The sequence below is a fragment of the Pseudomonas sp. GW821-FHT03A09 genome (genome assembly GCF_059421065.1).
In genome coordinates, this window is sequence record NZ_JBWKUX010000007.1 from 202,822 (window position 1) to 220,165 (window position 17,344).

The following is a 17,344-nucleotide window of genomic DNA, read 5'->3' on the forward strand; positions in this document are numbered from 1 at the left end:
CGGTTTTTGGGGTAATGGTCATGAGTACAGAAGATCCGCGGTTTGCAGGCGTCGCCCGCTTGTATGGCATTGAAGGCCTGGAACGCTTGAAAGCGGCCCATGTGGCGATCGTCGGCGTCGGCGGCGTAGGCTCCTGGGCGGCGGAAGCCATGGCCCGTTGCGGTGTGGGCGAAATATCGCTGTTTGACCTGGACGATGTCTGCGTCAGCAACAGCAATCGCCAGTTGCACGCCCTGGACAGCACCGTGGGCAAGCCCAAGGTCGAAGTGATGGCCGAGCGCCTGCGCGGTATCAACCCGGGCTGCACGGTGCATGCCGTGGCCGACTTCGTGACCCGCGACACCATGGCCGAGTACATCACGCCGGACATCGACTGCGTGATCGACTGCATTGATGCGGTCAACGCCAAGGCTGCGCTGATCGCCTGGTGCAAGCGTCGTAAGATCCAGATCATCACCACCGGCGGTGCCGGCGGGCAGATCGACCCGACGTTGATCCAGGTCTGCGACTTGAACCGTACCTTCAATGATCCACTGGCTTCGAAAGTGCGTTCTACCTTGCGTCGCGACTATGGTTTTTCACGCACCGTGACCCGTCATTACAGCGTGCCGTGCGTGTTTTCCACCGAGCAACTGCGCTACCCCAAGCCGGATGGCAGCATCTGTCTGCAGAAGAGTTTTGTCGGGGACGGTGTGAAGCTGGACTGCGCAGGAGGGTTCGGCGCGGTGATGATGGTCACTGCCACTTTCGGCATGGTGGCGGCGACCAAGGCCGTGGACAAGATTGTGGCCGGGGTGCGCAGGCCGTCGGAGCGGGTCAAGCCCACTTAAATCTCACTGCCTTGCACAGATTCAAACTGTGGGAGCTGGCTTGCCTGCGATAGCGGTGGATCAGTCAACACTTTCAGTGACTGACACACTGCAATCGCAGGCAAGCCAGCTCCCACATTAGTTTTGTGTACGGCTTAATGCTCGCATGCGCTGCAACACTGCATTCAGGCCATTGCTGCGGGACGGTGAAAGCTGACGGGAAAGACCTAGTTGGTTAAACCAGTCCGGAAGATCGACGGCCTGTAACTCAGCACCAGACAACCCATTCACCCGCACCAGCAACAACGCCACCAACCCCCGGATCATCCGCGCATCGCTGCTGGCGGCAAACTGCCAATGGCCGTCGCGCAGATGCCCCACCAGCCACACCAGGCTTTCGCAGCCCTGAACGAGGTTGGTGTCGACTTTTTCTTCTTCGGCCAAGGCCGGTAAGCGCTCACCCCATTGCATCAGCATTCGGGCGCGCTGCTCCCAACTGCCGACGGCCTGGAAGGCATCCAGCGCGACGACTGCATCAACCGGCAAGCTCATCGCAACATATCCAGTGCTTGGTCCAGCGCTTCAAAGAAGCGCTCCAGATCATCGGAATCGTTATAGAGCGCCAGGGACACACGAATGGCGCCCGACAGGTGCATCGCCTTGAGCAGCGGCATCGCGCAGTGATGACCGGCGCGGACGGCAATGCCTTGCTCGGTGAGCAGGTGCGCGAGATCCGCGTTATGCACGCCATCGGCGACAAAGCTGGCCAACGCCACCTGGGGCGATCCCAGCACGCGCACGCCATTGCGCGCTTTCAACCCTCGCAACAGGTAGTCATGTAGGGCCGCTTCGTGGGAGATCACTGCCTGCTGGTCTAGCGAACTCAGGTAATCCAGGCTGGCGCCCAGGCCGATCACGCTGGCAATCGGTGGTGTGCCGGCCTCGAAACCCAGCGGTGCCGGACGGAAGCTGGCGCTGTGGTAGTCGGCCTGTTGCACCATCTCGCCGCCAAACTGCCAGTGGCGCAAATGGTGCAGGGCTTCGTTGCGGCCAAACAGCACGCCGACGCCGTCCGGGCCATACAGCTTGTGGCTGGAAAACACATAGAAGTCGCAACCCAGGGCCTGCACGTCATGGCGGCCATGAACGATGCCTTGGGCGCCGTCGACCACGGTCAAGGCGCCGTAGGGTTGGGCGAGTGCCATCAGGGCTTCCAGCGGCTGCCAGGCGCCAAGCACATTGGACAGTTGGCTCACGGCCAGTAACCGTGTGCGCGGGCCGATCAGCTCGGCAGCGGCAGCGAGGTCGATCACGCCATCATCACCCAGTGGCAATACCACCAGCGTGAGTGCACGGCGTTTGGCCAGTTGCTGCCAGGGCAGCAGGTTGGCGTGGTGTTCCAGGGCGCTGATGACAATCTCATCGCCCGCATTGAATAAATGCTCAAGGCCATAGGCCAGGAGGTTCAGCGCAGACGTCGCGCCGTGGGTAAACAGGATTTGCCCGCTGTCACCTGCATTCAACCACTGCGCGACTTTGCTGCGACTGTCTTCAAAAGCCTGGGTCGCGTGGGCGCCGGGCAAATGCTGGGCACGGTGCACATTGGCTGCGCCGTTGGCGTAGTAATGGCTGATGGCATCCAACAGGGCCTGGGGTTTTTGCGTGGTGGCGGCATTGTCCAGATAGGTCTGGTCTTGCCGTTGCAGGGTGGCGATGGCCGGGAAATCGGCACGCCATGGGGAGGGCACTAGCATGTGTTCAAGACTCGTATAAGCGAGCCCCAGGATCGGGGCCCGCTAGTGGCATCGAGTGGCTGCTTAGTTGTGAGCGTGCAGCGCTTCGTTCAGTTCGATAGCCGATTTGTGGGTTTTGCACTCCACGGCACCGGTCTCGGAGTTGCGGCGGAACAGCAGGTCCGGTTGGCCGGCCAGTTCGCGTGCCTTGACCACCTTGACCAGTTGGTTCTGCTCGTCCAGCAGCGCAACCTTGGTGCCAGCGGTCACGTACAGGCCCGACTCCACGGTGTTGCGGTCGCCCAATGGGATACCGATACCCGCGTTGGCACCGATCAGGCAGCCTTCGCCGACCTTGATCACGATGTTGCCGCCGCCCGACAGGGTGCCCATGGTGGAGCAACCGCCGCCCAGGTCCGAACCCTTGCCGACGAAGACGCCTGCCGAGACACGGCCTTCGATCATGCCCGGGCCTTCGGTGCCGGCGTTGAAGTTGACGAAACCTTCGTGCATGACGGTGGTGCCTTCGCCCACGTAAGCGCCCAGGCGGATACGTGCCGCGTCGGCGATACGCACGCCAGCCGGGACCACGTAGTCGGTCATTTTCGGGAACTTGTCCACCGAGAACACTTCCAGCAGCTCGCCACGCAGGCGGGCTTCCAGCTGGCGTTCGGCCAGTTCGTTGATGTCGATGGCACCCTGGCTGGTCCACGCAACGTTAGGCAGTTGCGGGAACACACCGGCCAGGCTCAGGCCGTGTGGCTTGACCTGGCGGTGGGACAGCAGGTGCAGCTTGAGGTAGGCCTCAGGTGTGGAGGTCAGTGCGGCGTCTTCGGCCAGCAGGGTGGCGACCAGTGGCTTGTGGCTTTCGGCCAGGCGGGTCAGCAATGCGGCTTGAACGGTGTCGACGCCTTTGAGCGCGTCAGCCAGTTGCGAAGCCTGGGCGACGGTGAAAGTGATGGCCTGGTTGCCTTCGGTGTAGCCAAGGATCGGCGCGATGGCAGCGACGATTTCGGCCGATGGGTTGAGCAGCGGTTGTGCGTAAAACACTTCCAGCCAAGCACCTTGGCGGTTCTGGGTGCCGACGCCGAAGCCCAGGCTGAACAGGGAATTGGACATGCTGTTACCTCTACAAAAATGGAAAGGGCTGGCCTACTTGAGGGCCGCCGAATAACTATCTGGCTTGAAGCCAATCAGGGTTCTGTCTCCGAGATCGAGCACCGGGCGCTTGATCATCGAGGGTTGTGCGAGCATCAATTCAATGGCTTTCGACTGATCGAGATCGGCTTTGCGTTCGTCTTCGAGTTTGCGAAAGGTGGTGCCCGCACGGTTCAAAACCACCTGCCAACCGTGCTCGTTGCACCATTGGGTCAAGTGTTCGCGGTCGATACCGGCCGTTTTATAGTCGTGGAACTCATAGCTCACCCCGTGCTCATCGAGCCAGGTGCGTGCCTTTTTCATGGTGTCGCAGGCTTTGATGCCGAAAAGGTGCAACGTTTTGCTTGAAGCGGTCAAGGAATTGCCCCCCTTTGGGCTAATGGAAACGAAAGGTCACGGATTATGCCACGACCTGTGGCCTCTGGTGCCGCTCGTCATGCCTGCGTGCGACTTATGTGCAAATGCCAGCGCGCAGCCCAGGCAGGTAACATCGCCACGTAACATGGTCAGGTGACATGGCCGGGTAATATAGCCGGGTAATATGGCACTTCAACGGCCAGTTGTTGCCTGATGTGTGTCGTTGCAAGTCGATTGTCCGGGAAACCCGCGTTATGCAAACCGCCTACACCGTTCTTATCCTGCTGATGCTGGTCAGCGTTTCGCGTCTTGTCGGGCGTGTTGTCCCTCTGCCGCTACCCTTGGTGCAGATTGCCGCAGGTGCCTTGCTGGCCTGGCCCACGCTGGGGCTGCATGTGGCACTGGACCCAGAGTTATTCCTGTTTCTGTTCCTGCCGCCGCTGTTGTTTTCGGATGGTTGGCGGATGCCCAAGCGTGAGTTGTGGCGCCTGCGTGGGCCGATTCTGACATTGGCGGTGGGGCTGGTGTTGTTCACCGTGGTCGGTGCCGGCTACTTCATTCACTGGATATTGCCTACGATCCCGCTGCCGGTAGCCTTTGCCCTGGCGGCGGTTTTGTCGCCGACAGATGCCGTGGCGGTGTCGGCCATTTCCCAGAACCGTTTGCCCAAGCCGCTGATGCACATGCTGCAGGGTGAAGCCTTGATGAACGATGCGTCGGGTCTGGTGACGTTCAAGTTCGCCCTGGCGGCTGCATTGACTGGGGTGTTTTCCCTGGCGGATGCCAGCCTGACGTTCGTCTTGGTGGCCGTGGGTGGCTTGGCGGTGGGTGTGGCGTTGAGCTGGCTGGTAGGTCGCCTGCGTGCCTGGATGATTGCGCGTGGTTGGGACGATCCGGCGACCCATGTGGTGTTTATGTTGTTGCTGCCTTTTGCCGCCTATGTGCTGGCCGAGCGCCTTGGCGCGTCGGGCATCTTGTCGGCCGTAGCGGCGGGCATGATGCAAAGCTGGCTGGACTTGTTGCCGCGTCAGACCAGCACACGCTTGCTCAATCGCAGTGTCTGGTCGTTGCTGGAGTTTGCCTTCAACGGCTTGATCTTCCTGCTGTTGGGCCTGCAACTGCCCGACATCATCAAGGCTGTGGTGAGCCATGAGTCGACCTTGTGGCCGACCCTGATGTATCGCTGCCTGGATGTGGTGGCGATTTTCTTGGTGTTGGTGGTGCTGCGATTTATCTGGGTGCAGAGCATCTGGCGACTGTCAGGCCTGCTGCGCAGGCTGCGTGGGAAAGGCGAGCTGACCTTGGTGCCCACGGCCCGTTCTTGCTGGTTGTTGACCGTCGGCGGTGTGCGCGGTGCGGTGACCTTGGCCGGTGTGATGTCGGTGCCGTTGCTGCTGGCGCCGGGCCAGGACTTTCCTGAGCGTGACTTGCTGATCTTCATTGCTGCCGGTGTGATCCTGCTGTCGCTGATCGCCGCGTGCATTGCCTTGCCGTTGTTGTTGCGTGGCATCGAACAGAGCCCCGATGAAAAGCGTCACAAAGAAGTGCGTGAGGCCTGGAAAAAGACCGCCGTGGCAGCGATTCACGCCTTGGAAACCGAGGAGCCTGCAGAAGCCGGAACCCCCGACGCTGCCCAGGCGGCACTGGCCACGGAGCTCAAGGCGCGACTGATGTCGGAATATCGCCACCAGTTGGAAGTCTTCAACGACTCCGCCGAAGCGCAGGCGTTGGCGCAGCAGATGGACTTGCTGGAGCGCAAGTTGCGGCTCAAGGCGCTGCGGGCGCAACGATTGGAGTTATACAGCTTGAGCCGTCATCACCAGATAGGTGATGACGTACTGAGGGAGGTGTTGGCGGATCTGGATATGAGCGAGGCCAATCTGGGTCATGTGAAATGACCCTGAACGCGTTTAGCGGCGACGCTGGATGAACGCGCGAATACGCTCAGCCGCCTCAACGCATTCCGCCAACGGCGCGACCAGCGCCATGCGCACGCGCCCAGCGCCGGGGTTGAAGCCATCCACTTCCCGGGACAGGTACGAGCCTGGCACCACGGTGACGTGCTCTTCGACGAACAGATCGCGGCAGAACGCAGCGTCGTCGCCGTTTACATTCGGCCACAGGTAGAAACCGCCATCCGGGCTTTGCACGTCCAGAACCGGCTTGAGAATCGCCAACACAGCGTCGAATTTTTCCCGGTACAGGTCGCGGTTGGCCTGTACGTGGGCTTCATCCTGCCAGGCGGCAATGCTCGCCAGCTGGGTTTGCACCGGCATCGCGCAACCGTGATAGGTGCGGTACAGCAGGAAAGCCTTGAGGATGTCGGCATCGCCAGCCACGAACCCGGAACGCAGGCCCGGAAGGTTGGAGCGCTTGGACAAGCTGTGGAACACCACGCAGCGCTTGAAGTCTTGGCGACCTAGTTCCACACAGGCGCTCAGCAGGCCGGGCGGTGGGGTTTGTTCGTCGAAATAGAGTTCGCTGTAGCACTCGTCGGCGGCAATCACGAAGTCGTATTCGTCGGCCAGGGCGATAAGTTTCTTCAGGATGTCGACCGGGATCAGTGCACCGGTCGGGTTGCCGGGGGAGCACAGGAACAGGATCTGGCAGCGTTTCCAGATGTCCGGCGTGACGGCGTCGAAGTCCGGGTTGAAGCCATTGGCGTCCAGGCATGGCAGGTAGTGTGGCTTGGCCCCAGCCAGGAACGCCGCACCTTCGTAGATCTGGTAGAACGGGTTCGGGCTGACCACCAGGGCGTCGTCGCCACGGTTGACCACGGTCTGGGTGAAGGCGAACAGCGCTTCACGGGTGCCGTTCACCGGCAGGATATTGCGTGCCGGATCGAGCCAGCCCTTGGGCACGTTGAAACGGCGTTCGCACCATGCGCCGATGGCTTCACGCAGGGCTGGGATACCCAGGGTGGTCGGGTAGACCGCCATTTGGTCGAGGTTGTCGGCCAGGGCTTTGGCCACGAACTCAGGGGATTTGTGCTTGGGCTCGCCGATGGACAACGCAATCGGGCGCTTGTCCGGGTTCGGTGTGACGCTGCCCAGCAGGGCGCGCAGTTTCTCGAACGGGTAGGGCTGGAGCTGGTTCAGGGCGTTGTTCATGTAAGCCTCAATCACGGTGAACACCGACCTGTGGGAGCTGGCTTGCCTGCGATGGCATCACCGCGGGTCACCTGTTGCACCGTGGCGCCCGCATCGCAGGCAAGCCAGCTCCCACAGGGATCGTGTTTACGAAGTTAAAAATTCAAATGGTCAAGCGTGTCAGTTCTACGCCGGGTTCCTGGGTCACGCTCAATTGCTGCACGATGGCTTCCTGCAAGCGCAGGCACAGCTCCGGGTCGGACAGCGGCTGGTTGTTGGCATCGGTGATGAAGAACACGTCTTCCACCCGCTCGCCGAGGGTCGCAATCTTGGCGTTCTGCAGTGACAGGTCGAACTCCAGAAAAATCCCGCCGATACGTGCCAGCAGCCCCGGACGGTCCGGCGCGCTGAGCTCCAGCACGGTGACCGGGCGCTGGGCGTCGTTGGAAATGGTGACCTGGGGCGCAAAGGCAAAGTGCTTGAGCTGGCGCGGAACCCGGCGTTGGATGATCGTCGGGTAGTCGTCGGGATTGCGCAGGGCCTCGGTCAGGCCCTCGCGGATCTTTTTCACCCGCACGGGGTTATCGCCAATCGAGTCGCCGTCGGTGTCGAGCACAATGTAGGTGTCGAGGGTGAACTGGCTGCTGGAGGTGATGACCCGGGCGTCATGGATGTTCAGGTTGAGCTGGTCCATGGCGGCCACGGTCACGGCGAAGAAGTCGTGCTGGTCGGGCGCATAGATGAAGATCTGCGTGCCGCCTTCGAATTCGCGCTGCGTGGTTTCCTTGATCAGTACCAGCGGGCCGCCATCGGCTGGCTGCTGCAGGATGGCGTCGGTGTGCCAGGCGACATCGCCGGCGGTGTGGCGCAGGAAGTAATCGTCACCCAGTTGCGACCACAACTGCTCGACGTCGTCCGGGTCGTTGCCGCCACGGACCAATATATCCAGGGCAGCGCTCTGGGTGCGACGGATCTGTTCTTCGCGGTCCACCGGGTTTTCCAGGCCACGACGCAGGGCGCGCTTGGTCTCGGTGTACAACTGGCGCAACAGGCTGGCACGCCACGAGTTCCACAGCGTGGGGTTGGTGGCGTTGATGTCGGAGACGGTCAGCACATACAGATAGTCGAGGCGGGTTTCATCGCCGACGATCCCGGCAAAGTCATGGATCACCTGTGGATCAGACAAGTCCTTGCGTTGCGCTGTGGTCGACATCACCAGGTGGTTCTGCACCAACCAGACGATCAGGCGGCTGTCCCACAGCGGCAATTGGTGGCGCTGGCAAAAGGCTTCGGCATCCACTGCGCCGATTTCCGAGTGATCGCCATGCCGGCCCTTGCCGATGTCGTGGTACAGGCCGGCCAAGTAGATCAGCTCGGGTTTGGGCAGCTTGGCCATGAGCTTGCTGGCCAGCGGGAATTTCTCCGACACCTGGGTGTACTGCAGCTTACGCAGGTGCTTGATCAGGTTCAGGGTATGCGCGTCCACCGTGTAGATGTGGAACAGGTCGTGCTGCATCTGTCCGACGATAAAGCCGAACTCCGGCAGATAGCGCCCGAGAATGCCATAACGGTTCATCCGGCGCAGGTTGCGGTGGATGCCGATCTTGCACTTGAACAGCTCGATAAACAGGCTGGTGTTGCGGATGTCGTTGCGAAAGTCGTCGTCGATCAGGTGACGGTTTTCCCGCAGCAGGCGAATGGTATCGGCGCGCACGCCTTTGATTTCCGGCTGTTGGGCCATCAGCACGAAGATTTCCAGCATCGCGAATGGGGTACGCCGGAACACGTTGTCGTTGCGTGCTTCGATATAGCCGTCATGCAGCTGAAAGCGCGCATTGATCGGTTGCGGCGGCGCTTCATCTTCGGGGGCCAGGATCACTTCTTCGAAGTGCTGGATGATCAGGTCGCTGAGTTGGGCGATGCTCATGACGACGCGGTAGTACTGCTGCATGAAGCTTTCAATGCTGGTCTTCGCGTCTTCCCCTTCAAAACCCAGCAGGGTGGCGATGGAGCGCTGATGGTCGAACAGCAAGCGGTCTTCGGAGCGCCCGGCGAGCATGTGCAGGGCATAACGCACTTTCCACAGGAATTCCTGAGAGGAAGCCAGCAGCGCATTTTCACTCTCGACGAGGAAGCCTTCGCCAGCCAGCGCTCGCAGATTCAGGGTGCCGTACTGGCGGCGGGCGACCCACAGAATGGTCTGGATATCACGCAGCCCGCCGGGCGAGCCTTTGACGTTGGGCTCCAGGTTGTATTCGGTATCGTTGTACTTGTGGTGTCGGGCCTTCTGCTCGGCACGCTTGGCCAGGAAGAAATCCTTGCTTGGCCACATGTGCGCGGTGCTGGTGACTTCCAGCATGCGTTGGCGCAGGCGCTCGGGGCCGGCGATGGTGCGGCTTTCCATCAGGTTGGTGATGACCGTCAGGTCGGCCCGGGCCTCTTCGGCGCATTCGTCCACCGAGCGTACGCTCTGGCCGACTTCCAGGCCGATGTCCCACAGCAAGGTGAGAAAACGCTCGATGGAATCGCGAAAGATCTCATGATCGGCGCTGCCCAGCAGGATCAACAGGTCGATGTCGGAGTAGGGGTGCAATTCACCCCGGCCGTAGCCGCCGACCGCCACCAGGGCGATGTCGGCGTCTTCGCTCCAACTGAACTGTTCCCAGGCCTTCTGCAGGATATTGTCGACGAACCAGGCGCGGTCTTCGATCAGTCGGCGGATGTCCCGGCCACTGCGAAAGCGCTCATCGAGCACCTCGCGGGCCTGGCGGATAGCCTTCTTGAACGCGGCTATGGGGCTTGCCTTCAGCGCCAGTTCGGCCTGGAACTGGCCACGGTCGAAGAGTTCGGGATCCACCTGGGGCATCGATCGGCTTTCCTTTCTATCTATCAGTCAGTCACAACACAGTTCGGAAAACCCAAGCAAGCTTTACGCCGAAATGCGTGGAATCGTGTCATCCGAGCGCAGGGTGAAGATCTCGTAGCCGGTTTCGGTGACCAGCAAGGTATGTTCCCACTGGGCCGAGAGCTTGCGGTCCTTGGTAATGGCGGTCCAGCCGTCGCCCAGCACCTTGGTGTCGGCCTTGCCTTGGTTGATCATCGGCTCGATGGTGAAGGTCATGCCCGCCTTGAGTTCCATGCCGGTGCCGGCGCGGCCGTAGTGCAGGATCTGGGGCTCTTCGTGGAACACCTTGCCGATGCCATGGCCGCAGAACTCGCGAACGACCGAGAAACCGTTCTTTTCGGCGTGCTTCTGGATCACTTCGCCGATGTCGCCCAGGCGGCAGCCGGGTTTGACGATCTCAATGGCCTTGTACATGCATTCCTGGGTGACCTGGGACAGGCGCTCGGCCCAGACCGGCACGTTGCCGACGTGGAACATGCGGCTGGTATCGCCGTGATAGCCATCCTTGATCACGGTGACGTCGATGTTCAGGGTGTCGCCGTCTTTCAATGGTTTGTCGCCTGGAATCCCATGGCAGACCACGTGGTTGATCGACGTGCAGATCGACTTGGGGAAGCCCTTGTAATTCAGTGGGGCAGGGATGGCCTTTTGAACGTCGACGATATAGTCATGGCAGATGCGGTCCAGCGCTTCGGTGGTCACACCGGGCTTGACGTGTTCGGCAATCATTTCCAGCACGTCGGCAGCCAGTTTGCCGGCAACGCGCATGCCTGCGATGTCTTCGGCGGTTTTCAAAGTAACGGTCATACAGGCTCTCTCTAGCGCGAGGCGCTGAAATCAATACGGTTCACGGGTGCGCGGCAATAGTGTTACAAAATTCGCACAAGCCCCAAAAAACGCGATTCTAACAGACGCTGGCGTCAAATCATGAGCCTCTGATGATCGCTTCTCTCTATAAGGTGGGGGCATGTTGGGGCTATTCAAAGGCTTACGCAAAGCCGATGGACGGCATATGTCATTGCGGGTTTCGTTTTTCGACTTGGTGTGGTATAAAATGCGCCGCTTTCCGGGGATGCCCCGTGAAGCTTAAATCCACACACGTGTCGACACGATGACCTGGGTGCCGGAGGCCTTGATGCCGCTGGTTGGTCATTGGGATACGTGGAGGCCAAACCCGACTTATTAAGGAACTATCATGTCCCAAGTCAACATGCGCGATATGCTGAAGGCCGGTGTGCACTTCGGTCACCAGACCCGTTACTGGAACCCGAAAATGGGTAAATACATTTTCGGCGCGCGTAACAAGATCCACATCATCAACCTTGAAAAAACCCTGCCAATGTTCAACGAAGCTCTGACTTTCGTAGAACGTCTGGCCCAGGGCAAAAACAAGATCCTGTTCGTCGGCACCAAGCGTTCCGCTGGCAAGATCGTTGCTGAAGAAGCAGCACGTTGCGGTTCGCCGTACGTCGATCACCGCTGGTTGGGCGGCATGCTGACCAACTTCAAAACCATCCGTGCTTCCATCAAGCGTCTGCGTGACCTTGAAGTACAAGCCGAAGACGGTACTTTCGCCAAGCTGACCAAGAAAGAAGCGCTGATGCGCTCCCGTGACCTGGAAAAGCTCGATCGTTCCCTGGGTGGTATCAAGGACATGGGCGGTCTGCCTGACGCACTGTTCGTTATCGACGTTGATCACGAGCGCATCGCGATCACCGAAGCCAACAAGCTGGGCATCCCTGTTATCGGCGTAGTCGATACCAACAGCAGCCCGGAAGGCGTTGACTACATCATCCCAGGCAACGATGACGCAATCCGCGCTATCCAGCTGTACATGGGGTCGATGGCTGACGCTGTAATCCGTGGTCGCAACCACGTTGCTGGTGGTACCGAGCAGTTCGCTGAAGAAGCTCCGGTAGCTGCCGCTGAGTAATTGACGCCCTGGCGTTGACTCAGTAAGCAAAAAGGGGGCTTGGCCCCCTTTTTGCCACCTCGAAAACCGTTTGTCGGCAGCGCAGCTACATCATCTGTAACGTGCAGCGGCCTACAAAGGAGATTCGAGAAGAATTGATCGCCCGTTTGATCGGGTGGAATGGTTGAAAACCTATCCAAGAGGATTTTGAAATGGCAGAGATTACTGCAGCGTTGGTTAAAGAACTGCGTGAGCGTACCGGCGAAGGCATGATGGATTGCAAAAAGGCCTTGACCAAGGCCGGCGGCGACATCGAAAAAGCCATCGACGACATGCGTGCTTCCGGCGCCATCAAGGCTGCCAAGAAAGCAGGCAACGTTGCTGCTGAAGGCGCAATCGCTCTGAAGGAAGACGGTAAATCCGCAGTTCTGCTGGAAGTGAACTCGCAGACTGACTTCCTGGCTCTGCAAGATGACTTCAAGGCATTCGTTGCTGCCAGCGTTGAAAAAGCATTCGCTGACAAGCTGACTACCGTTGAGCCTCTGATCGAAGCTCAAGAAGCTGCTCGCCTGGTATTGGTCGGCAAGGTTGGCGAAAACGTCAACATCCGTCGCCTGACCCGCGTTGAAGGTGATGTTGTTGGTGGTTACCTGCACGGCAACAAGATCGGTGTAGCCGTTGTTCTGAAAGGCGGCGACGTTGAGCTGGCCAAGGACATCGCTATGCACGTAGCGGCAACCAACCCTGAATTCCTGCTGCCATCGGAAGTTTCCGCTGAAGCGATCGAACGTGAGAAGGGTGTGTTCCTGACCCTGAACGCCGACAAGATCGCTGGCAAGCCAGAAAACATTGTTGAGAACATGGTCAAGGGCCGTATCAGCAAGTTCCTGGCTGAAGCGAGCCTGGTTGAGCAGGCGTTCGTCAAGAACCCTGAAATCAAGGTTGGCGAACTGGCTAAGAAAGCCGGTGCTGAAATCGTTTCCTTCACTTACTTCAAAGTAGGCGAAGGCATCGAGAAGCCGGTCGACAACTTCGCTGAAGAAGTTGCTGCCCAGCTGGCTGCCGCCAAGCAATAAGACAGTTTTCAACTGTCGCCCGAAAGAGGCTGCCCGCTCACGCGCGCAGCCTCTTTTCAAATGGGAAGGCCAATTTTATTTGGTTTCCTTTCGGAACTGGCTTACAAAGCCGTGTTCCGATGGCGCTGTGATAGCGTCCAGCTAGAGTGAACGCAAGCCGTAAACGGCTCGCCAAGAATTTTTTAAAAATACGCCGCAGGAGAGATTCGCAATGGCTCAGCAGGGCAGTGGTTATCAGGCTCGCTATAAACGCATTCTACTCAAGCTTAGCGGCGAGGCCCTGATGGGCTCGGAAGAGTTCGGGATCGATCCCAAGGTGCTCGATCGCATGGCGCTTGAAGTCGGCCAGTTGGTCGGTATCGGTGTTCAGGTCGGCCTGGTGATTGGTGGCGGCAACCTGTTCCGTGGCGCGGCGCTGAGCGCGGCCGGTATGGATCGGGTCACTGGTGACCACATGGGCATGCTGGCCACTGTGATGAACGCCTTGGCCATGCGTGACGCTCTGGAGCGCGCCAATATCTCGGCTATCGTGATGTCGGCTATTTCCATGGTCGGCGTGACCGATCACTATGATCGCCGCAAAGCCATGCGCCACCTGAACTCCAAGGAAGTGGTGATCTTCGCCGCCGGCACGGGTAACCCGTTCTTCACCACCGACTCGGCAGCGTGCCTGCGCGCCATCGAGATCGATGCTGACGTGGTACTCAAGGCTACCAAGGTGGACGGCGTATACACCGCGGACCCATTCAAAGACCCGCATGCCGAGAAGTTCGATCATCTGACTTACGATGAAGTGCTGGATCGCAAGCTGGGCGTGATGGACCTGACGGCTATTTGCCTGTGCCGCGACCACAAGATGCCGCTGCGCGTATTTAACATGAACAAGCCCGGCGCCCTGCTGAATATCGTACACGGCGGCGCGGAAGGGACTCTGATCGAGGAAGGCCAACAATGATCAACGAAATCAAGAAAGACGCCCAAGCGCGTATGCAGAAGTCCCTGGAGTCTCTGAGCCACGCGTTCGGCCAGATTCGTACCGGTAAGGCGCACCCGAGCATTCTGGGCAGCGTGATGGTGCCTTACTACGGTTCCGACACTCCGCTGAGCGGCGTCGCCAACGTGACCGTCAAAGACTCGCGCACCCTGCAAGTCGTAGCCTTCGAGCGCAATATGCTCGCAGCCGTCGACAAGGCCATCCAGAGTGCCGGCCTGAACCTCAACCCGACCAACCTGGGTGAGTTGCTGCTGATCTCCATGCCGGCCCTGACTGAAGAAACCCGTAAGGGCTTCACCAAGCAGGCCCGTAGTGCCGCGGAAGACGCGCGTGTTGCCGTTCGCAACATCCGTCGCGATGCGCTGGGTGATCTGAAGAAACTGGTCAAGGACAAAGAAATCAGCGAAGACGAAGAGCGTCGTGCCGTCGCCGATATCGACAAGTTGACCAAGGACGCCGAGGCTCAGATTACCAAGGCGACTGAAGAAAAAGAAAAGGACCTGATGGCCGTATAAAGGGTCAGGACGCCTTCATGGAAAAGACCAAGCAGACTGTGCCCTCCGTGGTACCGCGCCATGTCGCGATCATCATGGATGGGAATAATCGCTGGGCGAAAAAACGCTTTATGCCGGGTGTCGCCGGGCATAAAGCGGGTGTCGATGCGGTGCGCGCCGTCATTGAGGTGTGTGCCGAGGCCAAGGTTGAAGTGTTGACCCTGTTTGCCTTCTCCAGCGAGAACTGGCAGCGGCCAGCCGATGAAGTCAGTGCCTTGATGGACCTGTTCTTCAAGGCGCTGCGGCGCGAGGCCAAGCGCCTCAACGACAACAACATCAGTCTGCGCATCATTGGTGATCGCTCGCGGTTCCATCCGGAGCTGCAAGCGGCCATGCGTGAAGCTGAGGCTATCACCGCCGGTGCCAACCGCTTTGTGTTGCAAATTGCAGCCAACTACGGTGGCCAGTGGGACATTGCCCAGGCTGCGCAACGGCTTGCCCGCGAAGTGCAGGCCGGCCATCTGCGGCCAGAAGACATTACGCCCGAACTGTTGCAAACCTGCCTGGTAACCGGCGACCTGCCGTTGCCGGACCTGTGCATCCGTACCGGTGGCGAGCATCGCATCAGCAATTTCCTGCTGTGGCAGCTGGCTTACACCGAACTGTACTTCTCCGACCTGTTCTGGCCGGACTTCAAACACGATGCCATGCGTAACGCATTGGCCGATTTCGCTTCTCGTCAGCGTCGCTTCGGTAAAACGAGTGAACAGATCGAAGCTGGAGCCCGGGTTTAAATGCTTAAACAACGAATCATCACGGCGCTGATCCTGCTGCCAATCGCCTTGTGCGGGTTTTTCCTGCTCGACGGCTCCGGCTTTGCGCTGTTTATCGGCCTGGTCGTGACGCTCGGTGCGTGGGAATGGGCGCGCCTGGCGGGTTTCAGTGCTCAGCTGCCACGTGTGGTGTACGCCGCATTCGTCGCACTGTCGCTGTTCCTGATGCATACCCTGTCGAGCATCATCGTGCCTTGGGTGCTGGGTGCCGCGGTGTTGTGGTGGGCGCTGGCGACATTCCTGGTGCTGAGCTATCCGCGCACCAGCGGCCACTGGTCCAGCGTGGCGTGCAAGCTGGTGATTGGCTTGTTGATTCTGCTTCCCGCCTGGCAAGGGTTGGTGGAGATCAAGAATTCGTCCATGGGCAACTGGTTGATCATGGCGGTGATGGTGCTGGTCTGGGGGGCCGATATTGGCGCCTACTTCTCCGGCCGGGCGTTCGGCAAGCGCAAGTTGGCGCCGGCGGTCAGCCCTGGCAAGAGTTGGGAAGGTGTCTACGGCGGCCTGGCATTGACGCTGGTGATCACGCTGGTCGTCGGTATTGTGCGCGAGTGGTCGGTGAAGGAAATCTTCCTGGCGCTGCTGGGCACGGCCATCGTCGTATTTGTTTCTGTGGTGGGTGACCTCACTGAAAGCATGTTCAAGCGCCAGGCCGGTATCAAGGACAGCAGCAACCTGCTGCCGGGTCATGGTGGTGTATTGGATCGTATCGACAGCCTCACCGCCGCGATTCCGATCTTTGCCGTGCTGTTGTGGATGACTGCCTCGTGAGTCGCCTGCAGCAAGTCACCGTGCTGGGGGCGACGGGTTCGGTAGGGCTGAGCACCTTGGATGTGATCGCCCGTCATCCTGATCGTTATCAGGTATTTGCCCTGACCGGTTTTACCCGATTGAACGAGCTGCTGGCCCTGTGTGTGCGCCACTCCCCGCGCTTTGCTGTCGTGCCTGAAGCGGCCGCTGCGCGTGGTTTGCAGGAGGGGCTTCGGGCTGCCGGCCTTGCCACTGAGGTGTTGGTAGGCGAGGCGGGGTTGTGCCAAGTGTCGGCCGACGCCGAGGTTGATACCGTCGTGGCTGCAATTGTCGGCGCGGCGGGCTTGCGCCCTACGCTGGCGGCAGTCGATGCGGGCAAGAAGATTCTGCTGGCTAATAAAGAAGCCCTGGTTATGTCCGGCGCGCTCTTTATGCAGGCGGTGCGCAAGAGTGGCGCAGTGTTGTTGCCCCTCGACAGCGAGCACAACGCGATCTTTCAGTGCATGCCAGGCGACTTTGCCCGTGGCTTGAGCCAGGTGGGTGTGCGTCGGATTTTGCTGACCGCCTCCGGTGGGCCGTTTCGGCAAACACCTTTGACGCAGCTGGAACATGTATCTCCGGATCAGGCGTGCGCGCACCCGAACTGGTCCATGGGGCGCAAGATTTCCGTGGATTCGGCGAGCATGATGAACAAGGGCCTGGAGCTGATCGAGGCTTGCTGGCTGTTCGATGCGCGCCCTGATCAGGTTGAGGTGGTGATTCACCCACAAAGCGTGATTCATTCCCTGGTCGATTACGTGGATGGTTCGGTGTTGGCGCAGTTGGGCAACCCTGATATGCGCACACCTATCGCCAATGCCCTGGCTTGGCCGGAACGTATTGATTCCGGTGTTGCGCCGCTGGACCTGTTTGCGATTGCCCGGCTGGACTTCGAAGCGCCGGACGAGCAGCGCTTTCCATGTCTGCGTCTGGCGCGGCAGGCGGCCGAGGCGGGTAACAGCGCGCCGGCGATGCTCAATGCCGTCAATGAGGTGGCAGTGGCTGCGTTTCTTGATCAGCGCATCCGCTTTCCGCAGATCGCGAGTATTATCGAGGACGTCCTGAGTCTGGAGCCTGTCGTGGCTGTCAACGATTTGGGCGCTGTGTTTGAGGCGGATATGAAGGCCCGAGGCCTGGCCGAGCAATGGTTGAATCGCAACGCGCGTTAGTCTGCAGGTGGGGTTGAGCCTTCAGG

At 59.8% G+C, this 17,344-nt stretch carries 16 protein-coding genes; 9 read left to right on the forward strand and 7 right to left on the reverse strand.

The window, feature by feature from the left end; genetic code table 11:
- Positions 1-14 precede the first annotated feature (14 nt).
- Entirely contained in the window at positions 15-830 is an 816-nt protein-coding gene (tcdA, locus tag AC07V4_RS15310; protein ID WP_492637050.1) for a tRNA cyclic N6-threonylcarbamoyladenosine(37) synthase TcdA, read from the forward strand.
- Between the two features lie 117 nt (positions 831-947).
- Here tcdA and AC07V4_RS15315 read toward each other — a convergent pair whose 3' ends face one another.
- The 4 genes from AC07V4_RS15315 to AC07V4_RS15330 all read right to left on the reverse strand — a co-directional run bounded on the left by AC07V4_RS15315 (position 948) and on the right by AC07V4_RS15330 (position 4,003).
- Positions 948-1,361 carry a SufE family protein gene (locus AC07V4_RS15315; RefSeq protein WP_492637049.1) on the reverse strand — a complete coding sequence of 138 codons (414 nt, stop codon included), beginning with the start codon at positions 1,359-1,361 and terminating at the stop codon, positions 948-950.
- Complete coding sequence (locus tag AC07V4_RS15320; RefSeq protein WP_492637048.1) at positions 1,358-2,563, reverse strand: aminotransferase class V-fold PLP-dependent enzyme; 1,206 nt, start codon at positions 2,561-2,563, stop codon at positions 1,358-1,360. Before AC07V4_RS15320 ends, AC07V4_RS15315 begins: the two co-directional genes overlap by 4 nt.
- A 63-nt stretch (positions 2,564-2,626) precedes the next feature.
- A complete protein-coding gene (gene dapD / locus AC07V4_RS15325) occupies positions 2,627-3,661 on the reverse strand; it encodes a 2,3,4,5-tetrahydropyridine-2,6-dicarboxylate N-succinyltransferase (RefSeq protein WP_492637047.1) in 1,035 nt (344 codons plus the stop codon).
- Positions 3,662-3,694: 33 nt separating this feature from the next.
- Positions 3,695-4,003, reverse strand: a complete 309-nt coding sequence (locus tag AC07V4_RS15330) for an arsenate reductase (RefSeq protein ID WP_229999207.1) — start codon at positions 4,001-4,003, stop codon at positions 3,695-3,697.
- A gap of 308 nt (positions 4,004-4,311) precedes the next feature.
- On the opposite strand from AC07V4_RS15330, the gene AC07V4_RS15335 reads away from it, so the two are divergent.
- Positions 4,312-5,955: a Na+/H+ antiporter gene (locus tag AC07V4_RS15335; protein WP_492637046.1), complete on the forward strand. Its 1,644-nt coding sequence runs from the start codon at positions 4,312-4,314 to the stop codon at positions 5,953-5,955.
- A 12-nt stretch (positions 5,956-5,967) separates the two neighbouring features.
- Here AC07V4_RS15335 and dapC read toward each other — a convergent pair whose 3' ends face one another.
- The 3 genes from dapC to map all read right to left on the reverse strand — a co-directional run bounded on the left by dapC (position 5,968) and on the right by map (position 10,858).
- Positions 5,968-7,167, reverse strand: coding sequence for a succinyldiaminopimelate transaminase (gene dapC, locus AC07V4_RS15340; protein ID WP_492637045.1), 1,200 nt, complete (start codon positions 7,165-7,167; stop codon positions 5,968-5,970).
- 142 nt (positions 7,168-7,309) lie between these two features.
- On the reverse strand, positions 7,310-10,012 hold the full coding sequence (locus tag AC07V4_RS15345; protein ID WP_431752848.1) for a [protein-PII] uridylyltransferase: 2,703 nt from the start codon (positions 10,010-10,012) through the stop codon (positions 7,310-7,312).
- 63 nt (positions 10,013-10,075) lie between these two features.
- Positions 10,076-10,858: a type I methionyl aminopeptidase gene (gene map / locus AC07V4_RS15350; RefSeq protein ID WP_431752849.1), complete on the reverse strand. Its 783-nt coding sequence runs from the start codon at positions 10,856-10,858 to the stop codon at positions 10,076-10,078.
- Between the two features lie 388 nt (positions 10,859-11,246).
- Between map and rpsB the strand changes: the two genes are divergently transcribed.
- The 7 genes from rpsB to ispC all read left to right on the forward strand — a co-directional run bounded on the left by rpsB (position 11,247) and on the right by ispC (position 17,318).
- Positions 11,247-11,984: a 30S ribosomal protein S2 gene (rpsB, locus tag AC07V4_RS15355; RefSeq protein WP_003172263.1), complete on the forward strand. Its 738-nt coding sequence runs from the start codon at positions 11,247-11,249 to the stop codon at positions 11,982-11,984.
- A gap of 191 nt (positions 11,985-12,175) precedes the next feature.
- Positions 12,176-13,039, forward strand: coding sequence for a translation elongation factor Ts (gene tsf / locus AC07V4_RS15360; protein ID WP_431750497.1), 864 nt, complete (start codon positions 12,176-12,178; stop codon positions 13,037-13,039).
- 211 nt (positions 13,040-13,250) lie between these two features.
- Positions 13,251-13,994, forward strand: a complete 744-nt coding sequence (gene pyrH / locus AC07V4_RS15365) for a UMP kinase (RefSeq protein ID WP_003189161.1) — start codon at positions 13,251-13,253, stop codon at positions 13,992-13,994.
- Positions 13,991-14,548, forward strand: a complete 558-nt coding sequence (gene frr / locus AC07V4_RS15370; RefSeq protein WP_003189163.1) for a ribosome recycling factor — start codon at positions 13,991-13,993, stop codon at positions 14,546-14,548. The genes pyrH and frr overlap by 4 nt, the downstream gene beginning before the upstream one ends.
- Positions 14,549-14,565: 17 nt before the next feature.
- Positions 14,566-15,321 (forward strand): polyprenyl diphosphate synthase, encoded by a 756-nt coding sequence (uppS, locus tag AC07V4_RS15375; protein ID WP_431750499.1) that lies wholly within the window; start codon positions 14,566-14,568, stop codon positions 15,319-15,321.
- Positions 15,322-16,131 carry a phosphatidate cytidylyltransferase gene (locus AC07V4_RS15380; protein ID WP_492637044.1) on the forward strand — a complete coding sequence of 270 codons (810 nt, stop codon included), beginning with the start codon at positions 15,322-15,324 and terminating at the stop codon, positions 16,129-16,131.
- Positions 16,128-17,318: a 1-deoxy-D-xylulose-5-phosphate reductoisomerase gene (ispC, locus tag AC07V4_RS15385; RefSeq protein ID WP_492637043.1), complete on the forward strand. Its 1,191-nt coding sequence runs from the start codon at positions 16,128-16,130 to the stop codon at positions 17,316-17,318. Before AC07V4_RS15380 ends, ispC begins: the two co-directional genes overlap by 4 nt.
- Positions 17,319-17,344: the final 26 nt, after the last annotated feature.